The sequence below is a fragment of the Nitrospira sp. genome, from assembly GCA_029194675.1.
Classification (GTDB): domain Bacteria; phylum Nitrospirota; class Nitrospiria; order Nitrospirales; family Nitrospiraceae; genus Nitrospira_D.
Genome location: JARFXP010000005.1, coordinates 102,986 through 121,186, shown reverse-complemented (window position 1 = coordinate 121,186; position 18,201 = coordinate 102,986). Strand labels below are relative to the sequence as shown.

Genomic DNA, 18,201 nt, shown 5'->3' with positions numbered 1-18,201 from the left:
CGCAGCATGCTATGGAATCCATTGGGTGTTCTGTTGCTCTTTGCCTCGCTCGTGGGCTGTGGGACGATGAACGTCGCGCCATGCAGCGGCGATGGGCGGTTTGCAGTGCAGGATCTGTTGTATTTCGGAACAGCAACACCATCCGGCCATGTCACGCCGGAAGACTGGACGCAATTCCTTGGCGAGATAGTCACCCCGCGTTTCCCTGAAGGACTCTCGGCCTGGCAGGCCTCCGGCCAATGGCGGTCAGCTTCCGGTGAAGTGATCCGCGAGCCCTCATACGTGCTGAGTCTTGTCCATCCGGACGATGTCGCACCGAACAAGGCCGTTCAGGACATTATCGTGACCTACAAAACACGCTTCCAGCAGAAAGCCGTGCTCCGCATCAAAGCTCATACGTGCATGTCTCTGTAGTCCATCCCATGCTGCTCAAATAATCAAGGCTCCGCATTCATCCAAACGGCCTGTGCTCATGTCGATTCTGAATTATCGCGCATCGGTCCGGTGACTTCTCGAAGCCTTCCAAGTATTTCTTGTCAGCGCGCCTGCCGCTGCTAGAGTTCTGTTGTGGGCAACGTGTCCTGTTCCTTATCCAATCCTTTGAGGAGTATCTATGCGATGCCGACATCAGAAACCGTTCTCTGCCGAGATCTTCATGCTTCTGCAGCTGTCATATTTCTGATCGCACTTCTGTTGTCCTTCTTGCCGATCGATTGTGTCCGAGCCGATACGATTGTGCATGTCATCGAGACTTGGCCGCCCGGCGAACACATCACGTTAGGCAGGAACCAGAATTTCTATCTCAGGCTGGCGTATGAGACGGACAAGCCTGTCCATATCTGGGCTAGGCCGTACTTCCACGGCAAACCTGCCAAGGCCGGAAGTAACCCTTCGCAGATGTACTCAGGCAATGGGGAGACATTTGGCTGGTTCTTTTTCCATGCGCCCGGGGACATGGTGGATGAAGTCAGGATCACCGCAGGCGACGGTAGTATCTCCAACACACCTATTGTTGCAGTGTGGCGCGGCGATATCGTGGGAGGCAGTGAGGCGCCGGATGCACAGACTCAGCCGGCCTGGATTGCCGAGATGAACGCACGTGTCAAAGCAGTGGAGGATAAAGCCCGTCGGACGCAGATGCAGAAGCCCGTCAAGAGCTCTGATATAGCCCTCTTTGACGGATTCCTCTTGGCCGTACTCACGACCGGACTCTCAGGGTTGTGCTTGCCGGCTTGGGGGATAGGGCGCTGGCAAGGGATTTGGAGAATTGCGGCGGCCGTTCCGGCTGCAATGATGGCGTTCGTCGTTCTGCGAATCGTGGTCGATGGTCTCCGGGATCCCACGTCGCACAATCTATGGCCTTTTGAAATCCTCATGACAGGATCGCTCAGCGCCGGGATAATGGCGATCCTTTATCTTGCCCACAAGTTATTCGGCGAGAAGCACTGAGTCTGTGGAGCCCCACGGTTTTCACAACCCTGGCTTCCTCTACAGACGGGCGGAGCTTGCTATGGGAGCTTCCTTATTCTATCGACCCGTTGGGTCTGCTTTCCGAATGAAACCGGTTGATCCTATTGGAGGTGTCGCTGTACTAGTGGTTCGACTTGCGAAGGGGGTACGCTAGGCGGTTGATGGCTTCATCAAGCGCTGACTCCGTCAGAAAAACGGGACTGTGCGGCACATGCCAGACCGGTTCCAGCGGGGCCGGATCGCTCGCGAGACGAGGAATGATATGCCAATGGATATGAGGAAGTCGGTTCCCCAGGAGTTCGTAGTTCATCTTCTTCGCTTGGTAGACATCGGCTACGGTCTTGGCCACTCGGCTGACCTCTTCGATCAGCTGAAAGCGTTCGGTGGGGGCAAGTTGGAATAACTCCGTGGCGTGGCGCTGGAAGACCATGACAGTCCAGCCTGGAAAGAATTGGTCGTCGTGGAGATAGACTTTCGACAATCCGAGGTCTGTGATGAAATGGTCCTCTCTCGGCCAAGTTCTCTGGCACGCCGCACATACGTCCGTCATGGCTGATTCGCCTTGCGCCACTCTTCTTCGGTTAAGATGCCTTTCTTGATCAGCAGTTGAATCAGCTTATCGACGGCTTTCTGATTGGCTGCCGCCGGAGTCCCAGGAGCGGGTGTTGGTGTGGATTCTCGCTTCGCCTTGGGAGGGGGCCGCTTCTGTCCAAAAACTTTGAACGAGGGGGTGAAGACCGCCACATAATCCCGATTCCTGATCCGGACCACGGCGGGAAGACTATCGGTTTGCGGTGCGAGGTCCGGAGAAGTCCCAGCCGGAATGCGGAAGTATGGTTTTCCGTCATCGGTCTGGCCGTCTTGACCCAACACGTCGAATCGTTTCAGGAAAGATTCTCCCGTGAGCCCCTCTCGGTCTTCCCCGGCCAAGTTGGTAATCCTGTCCAGCACGATGATCACTGAATCACCGATGATCGCGTCCGGTGAGAGGTTCCTGACAGTCACGTCGTAGCGATATTCACTGGCGAAGTTGTCGCGACTCTTCAATGTCACGATGGCCTGTACCTGTCCGGTCAGATCGGTCAAATGATCTAGTGATCCGGCGAAGCCGCACAGCGGTTCCGTGGCGATGGCCGAAGCCGCAGCGAGGCAACAGGTTCGTAGCCGGCTCATCATCTCCATGTCCTCACGTGCGTGCCGTAGGTGAGCATAGCAAAGTCCATGGGATTGGGCGAGCCGATTCCCTTGGAGTCACTCCCTGGGAGTCGCCTTGACACACCATTTCGACCGACGATATTCTCGCTTCGGTTTGCCCGATCGTTCAGCTCTGGCTACGAACTATGGCTCTATCCGATTCCCGTCGACTGGAAACTCTGGAAGTCTCCCGTTCTCTGGCAACGGCCCTCATGGAGCTCTACGATTATCCGCACCCCCGTCGACCCGGACGAACAATCCGTGGCTATGATCGGCCACATGCCGTGCGAACGGCGAAGATGTGTGTGACCGTCGCCGATCGCTTAGGACATCCGCGCGACCGGATACGACGCTATCACATTGCCTGCCTTTTGCACGACCTGGGCCGTGCCGGCCTCGATCGGCAACTCTTTGGAACGATTTGGTCTTGGGCCAAGCAACGGGGTATTCCGACGAGACCTCGCGAATGGCGCGCCCTTCACCCGGAGACGACGTATGGCCGGGAAACAGAAGCCTTCGTTTCATTGTATCGCCAGGATCTTACTGCCACCGGCATAACCGTGGACACATGGGCTGTCGAGCAGATCGAAATGAGGCTGGGCTATGCGCGGCGCCTCGCCAGACGATTGCGTGCGGTGAAGCCGAATCTGAAGACACTTGGTATTGAGTGGCAACCTTGGATGCAGCAGGTGATGTTGTATTACTATTACCCGGAACGGCTGGCTCAGGCGAAGGCATGGGTGCGGCAATTGGCGGAGATTCTCGTCGCCTGCGAACAGTTTGAGGCCTACAGTAATCAGCGACGGGGACGGGATTATTATGCTCGGAACAAAGAGAGCCTGCCGGAGGCTTTTGCCTATCTCGGTAAGCTGGGGCAAGAAGGTATTCTGAGCGGTCAAGTCTTGAGCGTTGTACGAATGCTGACGGCTGAAGGCGCATTCGATTCCATTTTGGAAGAAGCGCGAGGCGAGCCGCTGACCCGAAGCGATCGCCGCTACCTTCACAGCCTCGCAGATCGGAGACGATGATGGCTGTCCACACCGTTTCCCTGACGATCCGTATGGAAGGTGAGACGCAGGTCGACAACATCACGAAATCGGTGGCCGATGCGTTGGTTGGTTCCAATCTTACAGCCGGAATCGCGACGGTTTTCGTCAAGCACACCACCGCCTCCGTTATGATTATCGAAGATGAACCAGGGATTCGCGCAGACACGAAAACGTTTTGGGATCGTCTCATTCCTCCTGACCCACGTTGGCGGCACAACCGGGTGAATCCCGGGGAAGACAACGGCCACAGCCATCTTCGAGGGCAACTCCAAGGGCCTTCCATCACCATTCCATTTGCAGCCGGCAGACTGCTGCTCGGCACCTGGCAACAAATCGTGGTGGTGGATTTCGATACCCGCGCCAGAACTCGTGAACTCGTCGTGCAGGTTCTGGGTGAATAGCCACGCCGGATCCCTGACGCTGCTTTTGGTGACGTCGATGCTTGGCTCACCGATCCATGCGGCGGAGTGGGGCAAGCCGCTGGGTGCCGTCTATGACGGCCCTGAAGGGAAGCCGCGTCCGGTGACGCCCTCTCCGGGTGAACTGAGTGCAGATGAGCGATCGACAATCGCGGTGTTTGAGCGAGCGACCAAGTCCGTCGTGTTCATTGCCAACACAGCAATACAACAAGATATCTGGTCGCTCAACCTCTTTGAAGTACCCCAGGGTTCAGGGTCCGGTTTTGTGTGGAGTAAGCAAGGCCACATCGTCACCAACTTTCATGTTATCTACGGGGCCGATGCGATCAAGGTTACGTTGGCCGATCGGAGCGAGCACGAGGCGAAGCTGGTCGGCGCCGACCCCGATCACGATCTGGCGGTACTGCAAATCCAAGTGCCGGATGGTTACTTGGAGCCGTTGGCGATCGGTGCCTCGCATGACTTGCGAGTGGGGCAAAAGGTGTTGGCAATCGGGAATCCATTCGGGCTCGATCATACCTTGACGACCGGAGTCGTGAGTGCGTTGGGACGAACCATCAAATCCATGTCGAATCGGACGATTGAAGGTGTGATCCAGACGGATGCGGCGATCAATCCCGGTAATTCGGGCGGCCCGCTTCTCGACGGGGCTGGGCGATTGATCGGTGTCAACACGCAAATCGTGAGTCCGAGCGGAGCCTATGCCGGGATTGGTTTCGCCGTTCCCGTCGATACGGTGAATCGGATTGTTCCGGAACTCATCAAGCACGGCAAGCTCATCCGTCCGGGGTTGGGCGTCTCTCTCGTGCCGGACGCAATGGCGAAGCGATGGGGGATCAAGGGGGTCATTATCGGCAAGGTGACGCGCGGCGGTGCCGCCGATCGGGCTGGGCTCAAGGGAGCGCGTCAAACCATGATGGGTCAGATTCAACTCGGCGACGTCGTTGTCTCGATCGCCGGAAAGCCGGTGGCCACCATCGATGACCTGATGGATGTGATGGAAGCGCACAAAGTCGGTGATCAAGTCAGCGTGGAGATTCTGCGGGGAAACCGGCGTGAGAAAGTGTCGGTGATTCTTCAGGCGGTCAATTAGTATGAAGGCATTGCAAGACAGCTCTGTGTTAGGATCATTTGGTCAAGCGTCGTGAAGGACCACCTATGAGTGATCGCAGAGCTCCAGAACAAGATGAACCCAACGATCGGAGCGAGGAGCCGTTGCTCAAGACCGGCACCGATCCAATCGAATTGATTGAGCAATGCCTGGCCACGTTTCCCGAGGGGGATGCTCGACAGAAGCTGCTGTATAAGTTGCGTCATGCGGTGACGCTGGCTCAAGCCGCTCATCAACAACGTGAACTGGAATTCAAGAAAGTGAGCGAGGTCGTCGCCAAACTGACGGCACCGGCCAATCGCATCGGCACCTTGCTCGATATTCCGGAGGAGGGAATCGCCCGCATCGTCGTCGGTGGGGCCGAGTATTATGCCAACGTGGACCCCCGCGTCCTCGATACGGATCTTAAAGTCGGAACGCAGGTTCTGGTCAACGAAGCCTACGCAGTGATCAAGACGCTCGGGTACGATCGTAACGGCCCTATCTTGAAACTGGCCGAGGCCATGCCTGACGGACGATTGCGGTTTGAGCAGGAGATGGGCCGGCAATCGTTGATCTTGCAGAGGTCGACCGATCTCGTCACTGTGGAGCTCAAGGCGGGCGATGAAATTCGCATCGATCCCAGCCATCGTGTGGCGATCGAAAAAATGCAGGATCGCAAAGCAAGCCGCCATCTTCTCGGCGAAACTCCCCAGGTCACCTGGGATCAGATCGGCGGGCAGAACGAGGCGATCGCCGGCATCCGAAAGGCGATCGAGTATCCGCTGTTACATGCGGAGACGTTCGAACGGTTCAAGTTTTCCCAACCGAAGGGCTTTCTTCTCTATGGCCCACCGGGATGCGGGAAGACGCTCATCGGCCAAGCGGCAGCCGGTAGCTTGGCCAAACTGGTCAGTGAATCAAAGCAGGAACACACAGCTGATACGGCGAAGCGCTCGCCGGTGATCAGCGGAGCATTCCTGCATGTGAAAGGGCCTGAAATCCTCAACATGTGGCTCGGGGAATCCGAGCGGATGGTTCGCGATCTCTTCGAACAGGCCCGGGCGAGACGCAAGGACGGCGCCTTGCCGTTTATCTTCATCGACGAAGCAGAGTCGATTTTGGGGACACGACGTGCCATGCGCTCCTTCAATATCTCGAATACGCTCGTGCCGATGTTTTGCAGCGAAATGGATGGGATCGAATCGCTCCGTGACGTCGTCATTATTTTAGCTTCCAACCGCCCTGATTTGATCGATCCGGCGGTGCTGCGCCCAGGCCGGATCGATCGGAAAATCAAAGTGAGTCGGCCGAACAAGGACGCTGCAGCCGAGATTCTGAAGGTCTATTTGACTGCGGATCTGCCGCTGGACCCAGTGCTGGTGAAGGAGCGGGGCGGTGAGCAGATGCAGGCAGTGGCCTCGCTCGTCGAAGACATCATTGAGTCGATCTTCCATCGAACGGAGGATAATCGGCTTCTGTCGATCCGGCTCAGGAGCGGGCAAAACAAGGTGCTGTATCGCGGTGATTTGGTGAGCGGAGCTATCTTGGCCTCGATCGTGCAGCGTGCCAAGGAAAAGGCGATCGATCGTACCGTTCAGTCGGGGCAACAGTCAGGACTGCAGGCCAAAGACCTCTTGGATTCCGTCTCAGAGGAATTTCGAGAGGGTGACATGTTGCCGCCTGACGATGCTGCGGAGGAGTGGCTGAAGCTGCTGGATCATCACCCGGAACAGGTGATTGGAATTTCCTCGTTCCGGCGGGGGCGTCAGACGGAAGAACGACCCGTGAATCAGATCATCTGAAGACGTGAAATGTGAGAAGCCAAGGTGAAAGGTTGAGGGCCCGGATGGGGCCTGATTCACGCTTTACCGTTCACATCTAACGAACCATGCGTCTTTTTGGCATCGAAACCGAGTATGGAATTACGAGGGATGACGTACCCGAGATAGATCCGGTCGTGGAATCGATGGAATTGGTGCGGGCCTATCTGGAAGCTTCTTTTGAACGCCGGTGGGATTATGCCGGCGAAGATCCGCATGAAGATGCTCGTGGCTTTCGTGTCTCCGGTCTCCAGCAAGATAAGGAAGAAGATGAGTTTGCGAAGATGGATGCCCATCGCCCCTTTTCATTCCATGAAATGAAGAGCGATCTCGTGTTGCCGAACGGCGCTCGATTCTACAACGATCATACGCATCCGGAGTATTCGACGCCGGAATGCCGGACGATCAGAGCTCTGCTTGCCCAAGATCGCGCGGGGGAATGTATCGTTCTACGCGCCGCCCAGCGGCGCAATCACGTGCTCGGAGGAGGTCACGTCCGACTGTATAAGAACAACACGGATTTCCATGGTCACAGCTATGGATGTCACGACAATTATCTTGTCTCGCGGGCTGTTCCCTTTCCGGCTCTCGTTGCCGGCTTGGTGCCGTTCTTGGTGAGTCGGCAAGTCATCGCCGGTGCGGGAAAGGTCGGGACCGAAGCACAGGAGTCTGGTTATGTTCCAGGACAGTATCAGCTCTCGCAGCGCGCCGACTTTATTGAAGCGGAGTTGGGCGTCGACACGATGCATAACCGACCGATTCTCAACACCCGAGATGAACCGCACGCTGATCGCAGGAAATTTCGCCGGCTCCATCTCATCATCGGCGATGCCAACATGTGCGAGTATGCGACGGCGCTGAAGGTGGGGACGACCAGACTCGTGCTCGACCTCATCGAGCGAGGGGCTATGCCGAACATCGAGCTGGATCAGCCGGTGGCCGCAGTGAAACAGTTATCGCGTGATCCAGACCTGAAAGCTGCGGTTCGTCTCAAAAGCGGACGGAGGCTTTCAGCGTTAGAGCTTCAAGAGCGTTACTGTGAGGCGGCAGGCCGCGAGTTGGCAGGCGCCGATGAGGAATCGGATTGGCTGTTGAACGAGTGGAGTGACACCTTACGCCTATTGTCTCAAGACCGCTCGCAGTTGGTGGGGAAGCTGGACTGGGTCACGAAACAGTGGTTGCTCGAAACGTTCATGCAGGAAGAACGTATCGGCTGGGACGATCCCTGGTTGGCCAGCCTGGACTTGGAGTATCACAACGTGGACCCGGAACAGGGCCTCTATCTGGGACTGGAAGCAGATGGGAAAGCTTGGCGGATGACGACCGACGAGGCGATCGATGAAGCGCTTCAGAACGGCCCGAGCGATACTCGTGGCGGGCTGCGTGGACTCTGCGTGCAGAAATTTTCGAATCAGATTACGTCGATGCAGTGGGAACGGATTCAGTTCGCGGGCGGGCTTCGCACCCATCATTTGGACATGGGGGACCTCTTCAATCCGCAGGAAGTCCGACGGTGTACAGACATCTTCCAACATGCCCATTCACCGGCTGATGCGCTGACAGCGTGGAGTCGCAGAAAGGATACGGGGACATGAAACACAACATGATGCCGGAACGGCGCGAGGGTCCAGTCGATCCCATGCCAAAATCTCCCAGCCCAGAAGAAGGAAGTGGACCACGCCGCCCAGAGACGGGATCGCCGGACAAGGACAATCTGATGAAGCGAATGCGGAAAGTCGATCCCAAACAGGCAGAACGGTATCGGCAGAGGACGGGGGAGTAGTGAAGCAGTGCTGAGTTCTGAGTGCTGCGCGGGGAGCAGACTCAGAGTGATGCTGTTCCAGTCGGAGTCAGCACTCAGCACTTCGCACTCAGCACTGAGGAACAGATGGGCATACAGGGTGATTTCTATAAGCTTTTGAAAGAGCAAGGATATGTGTTTGGAGTGTCGGGGCAGGCGGGAGCAAGGCAGGAATTGACGACCGCCACAACCATCCTTGCCTTTAAATATCGTGAAGGCGTTCTGGTCGCTGGAGATCGTCGCGCGACCGCCGGAAATATGGTGATGTACGACCGCACTGATAAGGTATTGGAGATCGACCAACATAGTGTGATGGCGATCGCCGGAGTGCCCGCGACCGCCTATGAAATGGCGCGCATCCTTGAACATTCTTTCAAGTATTATCGGCGGACACAACTCCAAGAGCTGAGCTTTGAGGGGAAGCTCCGCGCTCTCTCCAAATTGTTGAAGGAGAATGTCGCGGCGGCCTTAGCGGGGACCGGAGCTGTAGCCCCGATCTTTGCCGGTTACGATGCCGGGCAAGAGGCAGCGAAAATCTACTTTTACGACATTCTCGGCGCGGAGTTCGAGGGAGTGGAATATGCGGTATCGGGGTCCGGCTCATCGACAATCCGAGGGATCCTTCATTACTTGAATACATGGGGCGAACAGCCCTTGAGCACGATGCCGGAAGAGCAGGCAACCGTTCAGGCGTTGCGACTATTGACGAGTGCCGCAGAATTCGACAGTGCGACCGGCGGAGTCAACCGTGATGCCGGTCTCTATCCGGTCATTAAGTTCATCACGGCCGGTGGTGTCAGAGCGATGCCGGATCTTCAGCTCCGATCGCTGTTTGAATCAAGGGTTGCGCGAAGTGTGTAAGGGGCATTAGTTATGTATGAAGAGCCATATCGATGGGTGGAAGCAGTCGGAAATCGCCGGCAATACCTGGACGATCAGCTTAAGGAGGGCACACCCGTCGTCGGGGTCGCGTACGAGCACGGCATTCTGCTCATGACAATGAGCAAAGGTACGCCTAAGTTATATGAGATTTACGATCGTTTAGCCCTGGGAGGTATGGGGCACCCGGCCGACCTGGAGAAGCTGCGGTTCAATCTGCTGGAAATGGCTCACGTCGAAGGATTCAATCGTTCCGCTTCCGATGTGACCGGGAGCCGCCTGGTGAAGTACGGCATCGCGCCGGTCATCAAACAAGCGTTCGAAGAGGTGTTCAAAGCCCCCTTCATCGTGAAAATCCTCCTGGCAGAATTGAGCCAGAAAGCTGGGAGAGACGGCTTCTTGACGATCAACTACGACGGTACTTTTGAGGAAAAGAGTCGGTGTGCGGTGCTTGCCGCTACGTCGGTGGTAGAGCAGAGAATGATCGGGTATGTCCGGCAACAGTCCATCGTGTCCCTGAAGGACGCTGTGGGTGCGGCGATTCGTACGTGGGCGATCGGTGATCGAGCGCAACGATCGGCACTGGAGGATGGCGAAGGCCATAACGAAGCAATGATCGACACGACTGAGCAGGTGACTGATGCGGAGACTCTATATGCGCATGTGCGTCGGTGCATTGCCGAAAAGACGATGGAATGTGCTCTGCTGGATCGACAGGTGCAAGGACCATCCAAGTATCGAGCTCTTGAGGCCGATGAGTTGGAAGCAGTGCTCCCGACGGATCTGAACCCATCACTCTCGTGATCTCATGTTAAACCGTATCTTCGGCTTGGAGACTGAATACGGGCTCTTGATTCACGAGGATCACCCTGATCATTCACCGACCTGGTTTGCCCATAGGCTCCGTGACCAGCTGTTCCATGTCCAGCGAAGAGGCGTCCTCGACCTTCATCATCGTGGGCATGATGAGCCTCCCGGCAATGGGGGATTTCTCGCCAACGCCGGACGAATCTATTTGGACATGGGGCATTTGGAGTATGCCTCGCCGGAATGTCATTCTCTCACCGATGTCGTGGCGTCCGATCGTGCCGGAGATCACCTGCTACAGCAAGCTCTCGAAGAGCTCGGCTTCTCAGAACAGGTGTCCTTGATCAAGAACAACATCGATCATGAAACCGACGCGACTTTCGGCTCGCATGAGAACTATCTGGTATCTCGACGGTTTCCTTTTTCGAGGCGCGGGCTTGCTCCACTCGTGACGTTTCTTGTGACCCGGCAGATTTTTACCGGCTCCGGGCGTGTCGGTTCCGCCGCTCCACAAGATGCCTGGATTCAGACGGATCGGTTAATCCTTCCACGTTCGGCTCTCGGTGTGCATCATGTATCGGAGCTGCCCTTTCAAATCTCCCAACGTGCCGACTATATCGTGAACGATTTCTTCGAATGGGTGCAACACAATCGAGCCATCGTGAACACGAGAGATGAGCCTTTGGCCGATCCCAATCAATACCGAAGGATTCATCTGCTGCTGGGCGATTCCAATATGGCCGAATATGCGACGGCATTGAAGCTCGGAACGACAGGGCTGGTGCTGCAGCTCATTGAGGAAGGACATGCGCCTCAGGATTTAGAGATCGACGAGCCGGTGGACGCGCTCCAAGAGATTTCCCAGGATCAAGAACGGCGCTGGTTGATCCAGTTGCAGTCTCAAAAAACGATGTCGGCTTTGGATATTCAAGAACGGTTTCTTGACTGTGCGGTTCGGTATTGCAAGGGGCAGGATGAAGAAACCGATTGGGTGCTTGTCCAATGGGCATCGGTGCTCCATGACCTGCGCGGCGATTATCAAAAGCTCGTCGGGCGTGTCGACTGGGCGTCCAAACTGTGGTTGCTGGAATGCTTTCGAGAAGCGGAACATGTCGACTGGGTCGATCCCATGATGAAAAGCTTGGATTTGGAGTATCACAATCTGAATCACGAGAAAGGGTTGTATCATGGATTATTGGAAGAGGGGCGTGCCCCTCGGGTAACGACAGACCGCCTCATCCATCTGGCGATGGAAACGGCGCCGAAAAACACGCGTGCCTACGGCCGCAGTGAACTGGTCAGACATCTCCTGAATGAGGGGCCAGCCTCAGGAATGGATCAGTTTCCAGCGCCTGATGGATTGTTCCCTCCCTATGTCATCAACTGGTCGATTTTCCAAGTGCGCGGTCATGCCCCGTTTCCCATGCCGGACCCGTTTAAGACCTATCTGGAAGATGTGCGGACCCACTTACAAAGCGTGATCGTGTAGTCACTCACTTTGTCATGCATGAGACGAGCTTGAGTGAGGGGCTCTCACAGCAGCCCCAGTAAAAAGTCCACGATGCGGTTCTCCGCCCAGTACGGGTCTTCTCCGTTCAGGCCTCGGTGAAAAAACCCGCAATGACCTCCGTAGCGAGGCGCGACCACACGAATGTGACGGTGCCGCTTAATCGTCGGGGCGGTGAACATCGAGTATGGAATAAACGGATCGTCTTGCGCCGTAATAATGAGGGTAGGAACTGCGATGGCATCGAGCACATGGCGTGCGCCTGCCCGATCGTAATAATCGGCGCCGTTTTGATAGCCTCCATCGTGAGCCGTGTAGCGATCATCAAATTCGCTGATCGTGGCGATCCGATCGAGTTGCGAAAGATCCCATTTCCTAGGTAACAGGGCCGCCTTTCTCCGCAATCTCGATTTCAACCGCATGAGAAAGTGGCGATGATAGATGAAATTACGAGGCTCCTCCAATGCACGAGCACAAACGGCCGGGTTGATGTTCGGGCATACTGCTGCGACTCCCGTCAGCGCGGGCTCGGTCCGGCCAAACTCGCCACCTGCTTTGAGTACAAGATTCCCACCCATGGAATATCCGACTAACCAGATCCGTTCGAGGCCATCGCGTTGTACCAGCTCCTTCACGATAGCCCGGTAGTCTCCGCTCAGGCCGCTGTTATAAAGGGTCGAGGAGAGATGTTCCGTGCCGCCGCACGTACGCTGGTTCATGCGGATGACGTTGAAGCCTGTGCGATAGGCCTTTGCAGCAATGCCGCGCATGTATCGCGATTCACTGCAGCCCTCAAGGCCGTGAACCAGCACCACTGTGGCGGACGCCTTGCGATCGTCTTGCCAATGGCAGAATCCCAGAAGCTGTGCATGTGGCTCAACAGGAAAGTAACGCGACTCCTGAGGCAATCCTGCCAAGGACGTGTCCCGCGGCACGTAGCGGGGGACGAGGGTCATGAGATGAGCGTTCCGGAGGGGTAATGGCGGTTGAAACGACGAAGCGATGTCGGTGATCATGTCATCGTTCATGGTGTACAATGTGCACTCCTGTGATGGTGCGCTTTGAAGACGGCTCCAAAGTCGGCTTAAGACGCCGATAACCAAACCATATCAGAGCTATTCTGTGTTTTAAATGGAGGAATCATGCTGACGGCCATCGGCGATGTCATGAGACGTTGTTATGAGCGAGGTTGGATCACGACGAGAGACGGCAATATCAGTATGAGGAAGCGGGAAGGGAGGTATCTGTACATCACGCCCTCCAGTTGGCGCAAGACGATCGTTCACCCTGAGCATGTCGTCAGGCTGGAAATTATTACCGATCCGTTGACCGGTCGGCTGGTCCCCAGCGTAAGAGATGGACAAAAGCCATCGGGAGAACTGTGGATGCACTGGAATCTGCAGCGTGATTCCAAGCGGACGCGCACCGTCGTTCATGTCCACGCCACGCACGTTGTGGCGGCTATCTATGCAGGGATCGACTTGCAGGCAATCAGCTCGGAATTTCCGGAAATTGCCCGCTACACCAGAGTAGGGCCCACGGTCCCGCCGCTGCCGGCTTTATCTCGTGATCTGGCCGATGCAACGTCGGAGGGCTTAGGTCTTGGAAAAGATGGCACGCTTGAGTTCGACATTGTGGGGCAGGCAAATCACGGAGTTTGTTCGGTCGCCATGGATCCCTGGGCGGCTTACGAGCATATCGAGCGACTGGATCATGTTTGTGAGATCGTGCTGAAGAGTGGAGTGGGCGTACGAGCGATCAATAGCCGGTTGGCTTCGGTGACAGCATAGGCAACGGTCTAGAATGAGGAGGCCAGGACACTATCGACGATTGTCGATGGAACTATAAGTACTAATCGACCGTTCTTTCTGATGCTGATCAAGTCGGTCCTTCCTCTTGGCTGTGTTGAGAGTTTGTGTAGAGCGAACCCCTTCCTTTTCACAGCGGTCGTTATGCTGGAAGCAGATCCCGAAGTTGAACCCAGCCATCCCCCTGCGTATGGTTCCAATCGACCTATCTGGTAGCGGAACATGATGCTGACGAGGGACCCAGGCGATCTGACACGTTGACTGCCGCTTTTAGGGTTAAAGGTGGCTCCAGCCTGCCCTGCCACATACCGCTCGGCTTGGGCTGGGCTGCTGAACAGCACGAAGACTAGCATCACAACCGTGAGAGAATAGCGGCCAATGGTACAACACAAGTAACTCATGTAGCACTGTTCTTTCTCCGGCGGTTCCGCCGGTGCGGATTCTCCTACCGACTCGTGAACGTGACTCTGCCCAATGAGGGTGGACAAAATGGCTGGAGGTTATAGCGGAGTGCCTCCTCGAAATCAGCCACCTAAGTAAATTGTTGCGATCGATATCGGACAGGGATTCGGTATCCGAACGCTTGAAGTGGCTGTTGAACCACGTCAAGCCAGCCGAGAACAGCCTGATAAGGATACGAAATGGAGAGTTATAGGAGAAAGGCAGTGGCTCCCCGGGCAGGACTCGAACCTGCGACCAGCCGGTTAACAGCCGGCTGCTCTACCAACTGAGCTACCGGGGAACAGTGATTTCAGCAAAGGAGGAAGGCATTTTAGCAAAACTCTTTGAGGAATAGGGAGATTTTTTAAACGTCGAAATCATCGGTTTCGTCTTCGTCGGAGGAGGCGTCGGTGTTGCCTTCAGCCAAGGCGGCGTAATGTTTGGCCCACGTCAGGTAAAGGTTGCCACTATCGCGCATGGTGTCGGCGGCCTTGACGAGCTTCTCGACGAGCTCGGGATCTTTGCCTGTGGCTTGGATGACCGCTGCCCGTCGCTCAATAGCCTTTGGGTATTCGCCGATCAAGGCGGCGATTTCCCGGAGCAGCTCCCCGATGACGTTGTCTTCATTCTCCATAAGGTCCTCGCTGACTACCAACAAAAAACCCCATAGCGTTGGCGCCATGGGGTTTTGTCATTCAAACCGAATTCGGTCAACCTTGATAGGCTTGCCCCAAAGCTGCGGATTCTCCCTTTTTCGACATGAGCTGACCGCTGGCGCTGACAGCTTGCATCACGATCGCTTCGTGCTTGGCGGCGTTGCAGACGACCACACATAGTTCGCAGCCTTTGCAGCGGTCGATGAACACCTCAGCTACCATCTTGCTCGTGTTCAAGTCCAAACAATTAGCCTCAGGACAGTACATGATGCACAGCCGGCAACCTTTCTTGGCCGTGCATTTCTCATCGATGACTTGTGCGACATTATACATGCAAGGTGATTCCTTCTCTTACGCAGCGACGGCCGGAGTGCCGACCCGCAATTCGATCTTGTTCTTTTCCGCCCACTCACTGGCGATATCGTATGCACGCTTGACGGTTGCCAAATTCTTTGCCAGAAGCATTTCCTTCTTTGCAAACTTTTTCTTGATGGCTTCGTCCAGCGAGGCGGTGCCGCCCGAGGCGACGAACTTCTTGCCGAATCGTTCCTGGAGCGCGCCATCTAGAGCTTCCATCGATACGCACTTGGTGATACCGGCGACGGAACCGATCATGGTCATGTTAGTCGACAACTCCGTTCCGGCTATTTCGATCGCGATCTGTGTGCCGGGAATATAGAACACGGCAACGTTCAAATCTTTAAGACGCTGGATATCCTCTTCGGAAAGCAGTGGAACATCGGAGTTGATGATGACCACGCCGCCTTCTTTGATGCCTGAATAGAACGGCATGGTGTAACTTTTACCCATTGTAATGACCTGAGGATGGAACACCTGGATCACATCCGGAAACACGAGTTCCCCTCGATCGTAGATTCGTTCGATTCCGATCCGGCAATAGCTCTCTGCCGGAGCCATGCGTTTCTCGGCACCAAAAAATGGGTTCGAAATGGAGAACTTTCCATCCCTATTGGCGGCCATGGCCATGACGTGAGCGGCGGTGACGGCACCTTGTCCGCCTAAACCTGACATCCGGATATTAAGTCGCTTCTTGATCATCAATGGCCTCCCGTTCTAATTGGCTTGTGCCTGTGCGGCCAACTGCTTAGCGGCTGCCTTCCGTTCTTTATCCTTGGCGGCCAATTCGGCCAACAGTTGCTTCGCCGGATCGCTGATGTATTCCTTATACGCGAACCGCTCGGTCGGCTTCTCAGAGTCACGCATTTCTTGCAAGCCTTCCATGCTGTTCTTGCCGATTTCGAGAATGCATGGAGTGTAGAGCTGGAGATAGGTCGGGCCGATTTCTCGGGCTATGTGCACGGCGTTGCGGATAACCTTCTCGACCAGGGATGGTTTGCTGACCGTGCAGTTCACCACATAGTGACAGCCGGACTCACGGGCGATCTCCGGCAGTCGTACCTTATCGAATAACTTCCCGACCGGCGCCATCTTTGCGACAAAGCCTTTCTGCATAAGCCCGCTCTCCTGTCCGCCGGTGTTGGCATAGAGCTCGTTGTCGAAGCAGATGGTGGTGAACTTCTCTTGTCGGAACCAGGCCTGCAATGTCATATCCAGACCGATGTCGACCGTCGCCCCGTCACCGGCGAGGACGACGACGTCTTTTACACGGCCTGGGAATCTGACGCTGAGGGCACGTTTAAGGCCCGATGCGATCGCATTTTGGTTTCCAAACAACGAGTGGATGTTATGGACGGCAACCATTGGAAATACCAGACTGGTACAGCCGGTCGAACCGACCATAACCGTGTCCTCGGGATTGGGGAGAGAGGCCAATATGTAACGGAAGGCCATGGACTCGGGGCAGCCGGCGCAGAGCGAATGCTGCTCAATCAGCTCCTTCGATGTCCCGATGTCCTTCCAACCGCGGTCATCCTTGCCGTATGTCGCGCTCTTCACGAGGTCCTGATAGTCCGATGGCATAATGTCGTACAGGGCTTCGGATATTTGAATACGCTCCTTGCTCATATATAGGCCTCCTCAATGTCGCTCGTGAGAGCGGACAGGTTCACAGTCAATATGACTCAGCTTCCACGACCAGCCAGGGAGAAAGTTTTCATCCCGAGGGCCGTCTTGATTTCAGACACAATGATCTCCGGCGGCATCGTCATGCCTCCACAAACATGTGGACCGGCATGAACTCGATGAGGATTTGGGACGGTGGCCCGGATTTCTTTGGCCAGCCAGCCGGTCACGTTGAACTCCGGAACAAAGATGTGCTTCGCGTTCTTGGTGGCCTCACGAATTTCTTCTTCCGGCCAGGGACGCAAAGTCTTCACCTTCACGAGGCCGCAGCGCACTCCTTCATCTTCCAACAACCGAATCGCTTCTCGACCCTGAGAAACGGCTGTGCCTGAAGCTACGATTACGATGTCTGCGTCCGTATTTTCCGTGTCGATCAGACCATTCAGCCAATGGATCGAATGTTTTCGCGAGCGTTCGACAGCAGCCCAAATTTCTTGCTGCCAGCTAGCATGTGTTGCATAGCTGATGTAGTTGCTCTTCATGACAAACGGGTCGCGCATCATCCGAACAGGCGGACACTCCATATCCATACAAGGTACGGGAGACCGGTAGGGGTCATATGGTGGGAGGCACATGTCCGCTGGCGTCAGATTCACCACGTCTTTTGTGTGGGTGACAAAGAACCCGTCGCAGCACAGTGCGAGTGGAAGGTGCACCTCCGGCTCCTCCGACACCATGTAACCCTTCAGAATCCAATCGAAGAAGTCTTGAGCCGTCTCTGCATGCCACACTAACATTCCGGTGTTCAGCAGGTAGGCGATTTCGAGCGTGTCTGGCTGAATCGAGAGCGGTGAGTTGATCCCTCGACAGGTGACAATCATCTGAATCGGCAATCTGGCGCCGGCCCACATCGGGAAGTTCTCCATGGCCCGCATGGTGCCCGGTCCCGCTGTTGTCGTGAACACACGGGCTCCGCCAAACGCGGAACCGGCGCATTGCGACATGACGGCAAATTCGCTCTCGCCGCGAAAGTAGTCTCCGATATAGCCTTCGGCAAATAATTCGCCGATCAATGCAGCGGCTTCACTCTGCGGCGTGATCGGATACGCGATCATGACATCGCAACTTGCCCGACGGAGAGCTTCCTTGATGACTTCACTGCCTGTGAAGAATGAAGGCGTACGCGGAGCCTCATTCATCATTTTCCAGGTATCAGTATAGGTCTGACCTTTTTTATTTTGTGTCCCAATGAGGGATTTTGTTTCTGCCATGGA

The 18,201-nt window shown here is 55.7% G+C and carries 20 protein-coding genes and 1 tRNA gene; 12 read left to right on the top strand and 9 right to left on the bottom strand.

Translation table 11 applies throughout. From position 1 onward, the window contains the following. The first annotated feature begins 6 nt into the window (after positions 1-6). A complete protein-coding gene (locus P0120_21405; GenBank protein MDF0676867.1) occupies positions 7-414 on the top strand; it encodes a DUF3574 domain-containing protein in 408 nt (135 codons plus the stop codon). Between the two features lie 204 nt (positions 415-618). Continuing rightward, positions 619-1,449 (top strand): hypothetical protein, encoded by an 831-nt coding sequence (locus P0120_21400; protein ID MDF0676866.1) that lies wholly within the window; start codon positions 619-621, stop codon positions 1,447-1,449. A gap of 142 nt (positions 1,450-1,591) precedes the next feature. Here P0120_21400 and P0120_21395 read toward each other — a convergent pair whose 3' ends face one another. Further along, positions 1,592-2,020, bottom strand: coding sequence for an HIT family protein (locus P0120_21395; GenBank protein ID MDF0676865.1), 429 nt, complete (start codon positions 2,018-2,020; stop codon positions 1,592-1,594). Next, positions 2,017-2,646, bottom strand: coding sequence for a hypothetical protein (locus P0120_21390; protein ID MDF0676864.1), 630 nt, complete (start codon positions 2,644-2,646; stop codon positions 2,017-2,019). Before P0120_21390 ends, P0120_21395 begins: the two co-directional genes overlap by 4 nt. Positions 2,647-2,810: 164 nt before the next feature. On the opposite strand from P0120_21390, the gene P0120_21385 reads away from it, so the two are divergent. The 9 genes from P0120_21385 to P0120_21345 all read left to right on the top strand — a co-directional run bounded on the left by P0120_21385 (position 2,811) and on the right by P0120_21345 (position 12,021). Continuing rightward, positions 2,811-3,692, top strand: coding sequence for a hypothetical protein (locus tag P0120_21385; protein MDF0676863.1), 882 nt, complete (start codon positions 2,811-2,813; stop codon positions 3,690-3,692). Then, on the top strand, positions 3,689-4,114 hold the full coding sequence (locus P0120_21380; protein ID MDF0676862.1) for a secondary thiamine-phosphate synthase enzyme YjbQ: 426 nt from the start codon (positions 3,689-3,691) through the stop codon (positions 4,112-4,114). Before P0120_21385 ends, P0120_21380 begins: the two co-directional genes overlap by 4 nt. Continuing rightward, entirely contained in the window at positions 4,107-5,225 is a 1,119-nt protein-coding gene (locus P0120_21375; protein ID MDF0676861.1) for a trypsin-like peptidase domain-containing protein, read from the top strand. Before P0120_21380 ends, P0120_21375 begins: the two co-directional genes overlap by 8 nt. 65 nt (positions 5,226-5,290) lie before the next feature. Beyond that, on the top strand, positions 5,291-7,027 hold the full coding sequence (locus P0120_21370; GenBank protein ID MDF0676860.1) for an AAA family ATPase: 1,737 nt from the start codon (positions 5,291-5,293) through the stop codon (positions 7,025-7,027). Positions 7,028-7,113: 86 nt separating this feature from the next. Continuing rightward, positions 7,114-8,640 carry a proteasome accessory factor PafA2 family protein gene (locus tag P0120_21365; protein MDF0676859.1) on the top strand — a complete coding sequence of 509 codons (1,527 nt, stop codon included), beginning with the start codon at positions 7,114-7,116 and terminating at the stop codon, positions 8,638-8,640. After that, entirely contained in the window at positions 8,637-8,828 is a 192-nt protein-coding gene (locus P0120_21360) for a ubiquitin-like protein UBact (GenBank protein MDF0676858.1), read from the top strand. Before P0120_21365 ends, P0120_21360 begins: the two co-directional genes overlap by 4 nt. Positions 8,829-8,933: 105 nt before the next feature. Then, entirely contained in the window at positions 8,934-9,707 is a 774-nt protein-coding gene (locus P0120_21355; GenBank protein MDF0676857.1) for a proteasome subunit alpha, read from the top strand. A 12-nt stretch (positions 9,708-9,719) separates the two neighbouring features. Further along, positions 9,720-10,529, top strand: coding sequence for a hypothetical protein (locus P0120_21350; GenBank protein ID MDF0676856.1), 810 nt, complete (start codon positions 9,720-9,722; stop codon positions 10,527-10,529). Between the two features lie 4 nt (positions 10,530-10,533). After that, complete coding sequence (locus tag P0120_21345; protein ID MDF0676855.1) at positions 10,534-12,021, top strand: proteasome accessory factor PafA2 family protein; 1,488 nt, start codon at positions 10,534-10,536, stop codon at positions 12,019-12,021. A 44-nt stretch (positions 12,022-12,065) separates the two neighbouring features. Here the strand turns inward: P0120_21345 and P0120_21340 are convergent, their stop codons facing one another. Next, complete coding sequence (locus P0120_21340; protein MDF0676854.1) at positions 12,066-13,067, bottom strand: alpha/beta fold hydrolase; 1,002 nt, start codon at positions 13,065-13,067, stop codon at positions 12,066-12,068. 114 nt (positions 13,068-13,181) lie between these two features. Between P0120_21340 and P0120_21335 the strand changes: the two genes are divergently transcribed. Continuing rightward, the gene (locus tag P0120_21335) at positions 13,182-13,829 is read left to right on the top strand and encodes a class II aldolase/adducin family protein (protein MDF0676853.1); all 648 of its coding nucleotides are present in this window, start codon (positions 13,182-13,184) and stop codon (positions 13,827-13,829) included. A gap of 684 nt (positions 13,830-14,513) precedes the next feature. Here the strand turns inward: P0120_21335 and P0120_21330 are convergent. From P0120_21330 to P0120_21305, 6 genes are all read right to left on the bottom strand, one after another. Then, positions 14,514-14,589: transfer RNA gene (locus P0120_21330), tRNA-Asn, on the bottom strand. Positions 14,590-14,652: 63 nt separating this feature from the next. Further along, complete coding sequence (locus P0120_21325) at positions 14,653-14,922, bottom strand: hypothetical protein (protein ID MDF0676852.1); 270 nt, start codon at positions 14,920-14,922, stop codon at positions 14,653-14,655. Between the two features lie 76 nt (positions 14,923-14,998). Continuing rightward, positions 14,999-15,277, bottom strand: coding sequence for a pyruvate ferredoxin oxidoreductase (locus P0120_21320; GenBank protein ID MDF0676851.1), 279 nt, complete (start codon positions 15,275-15,277; stop codon positions 14,999-15,001). Positions 15,278-15,295: 18 nt separating this feature from the next. After that, complete coding sequence (locus tag P0120_21315; GenBank protein MDF0676850.1) at positions 15,296-16,003, bottom strand: 2-oxoacid:acceptor oxidoreductase family protein; 708 nt, start codon at positions 16,001-16,003, stop codon at positions 15,296-15,298. A 15-nt stretch (positions 16,004-16,018) separates the two neighbouring features. Beyond that, positions 16,019-16,930, bottom strand: a complete 912-nt coding sequence (locus tag P0120_21310; GenBank protein MDF0676849.1) for a thiamine pyrophosphate-dependent enzyme — start codon at positions 16,928-16,930, stop codon at positions 16,019-16,021. Between the two features lie 56 nt (positions 16,931-16,986). Further along, entirely contained in the window at positions 16,987-18,198 is a 1,212-nt protein-coding gene (locus tag P0120_21305) for a transketolase C-terminal domain-containing protein (protein ID MDF0676848.1), read from the bottom strand. Positions 18,199-18,201: the final 3 nt, after the last annotated feature.

What these genes read in the sequence shown, in the direction of transcription:
- P0120_21320 (MDF0676851.1), bottom strand. Translation starts at nt 15,277, where the DNA reads ATGTATAATGTCGCACAAGTCATCGATGAGAAATGCACGGCCAAGAAA.
- P0120_21315 (MDF0676850.1), bottom strand. Translation starts at nt 16,003, where the DNA reads ATGATCAAGAAGCGACTTAATATCCGGATGTCAGGTTTAGGCGGACAA.
- P0120_21360 (MDF0676858.1), top strand. Translation starts at nt 8,637, where the DNA reads ATGAAACACAACATGATGCCGGAACGGCGCGAGGGTCCAGTCGATCCC.
- P0120_21380 (MDF0676862.1), top strand. Translation starts at nt 3,689, where the DNA reads ATGATGGCTGTCCACACCGTTTCCCTGACGATCCGTATGGAAGGTGAG.
- P0120_21365 (MDF0676859.1), top strand. Translation starts at nt 7,114, where the DNA reads ATGCGTCTTTTTGGCATCGAAACCGAGTATGGAATTACGAGGGATGAC.
- P0120_21400 (MDF0676866.1), top strand. Translation starts at nt 619, where the DNA reads ATGCCGACATCAGAAACCGTTCTCTGCCGAGATCTTCATGCTTCTGCA.
- P0120_21385 (MDF0676863.1), top strand. Translation starts at nt 2,811, where the DNA reads ATGGCTCTATCCGATTCCCGTCGACTGGAAACTCTGGAAGTCTCCCGT.
- P0120_21405 (MDF0676867.1), top strand. Translation starts at nt 7, where the DNA reads ATGCTATGGAATCCATTGGGTGTTCTGTTGCTCTTTGCCTCGCTCGTG.
- P0120_21325 (MDF0676852.1), bottom strand. Translation starts at nt 14,922, where the DNA reads ATGGAGAATGAAGACAACGTCATCGGGGAGCTGCTCCGGGAAATCGCC.
- P0120_21335 (MDF0676853.1), top strand. Translation starts at nt 13,182, where the DNA reads ATGCTGACGGCCATCGGCGATGTCATGAGACGTTGTTATGAGCGAGGT.
- P0120_21350 (MDF0676856.1), top strand. Translation starts at nt 9,720, where the DNA reads ATGTATGAAGAGCCATATCGATGGGTGGAAGCAGTCGGAAATCGCCGG.
- P0120_21340 (MDF0676854.1), bottom strand. Translation starts at nt 13,067, where the DNA reads ATGAACGATGACATGATCACCGACATCGCTTCGTCGTTTCAACCGCCA.
- P0120_21305 (MDF0676848.1), bottom strand. Translation starts at nt 18,198, where the DNA reads ATGGCAGAAACAAAATCCCTCATTGGGACACAAAATAAAAAAGGTCAG.
- P0120_21370 (MDF0676860.1), top strand. Translation starts at nt 5,291, where the DNA reads ATGAGTGATCGCAGAGCTCCAGAACAAGATGAACCCAACGATCGGAGC.
- P0120_21310 (MDF0676849.1), bottom strand. Translation starts at nt 16,930, where the DNA reads ATGAGCAAGGAGCGTATTCAAATATCCGAAGCCCTGTACGACATTATG.
- P0120_21395 (MDF0676865.1), bottom strand. Translation starts at nt 2,020, where the DNA reads ATGACGGACGTATGTGCGGCGTGCCAGAGAACTTGGCCGAGAGAGGAC.
- P0120_21345 (MDF0676855.1), top strand. Translation starts at nt 10,534, where the DNA reads ATGTTAAACCGTATCTTCGGCTTGGAGACTGAATACGGGCTCTTGATT.
- P0120_21390 (MDF0676864.1), bottom strand. Translation starts at nt 2,646, where the DNA reads ATGATGAGCCGGCTACGAACCTGTTGCCTCGCTGCGGCTTCGGCCATC.
- P0120_21355 (MDF0676857.1), top strand. Translation starts at nt 8,934, where the DNA reads ATGGGCATACAGGGTGATTTCTATAAGCTTTTGAAAGAGCAAGGATAT.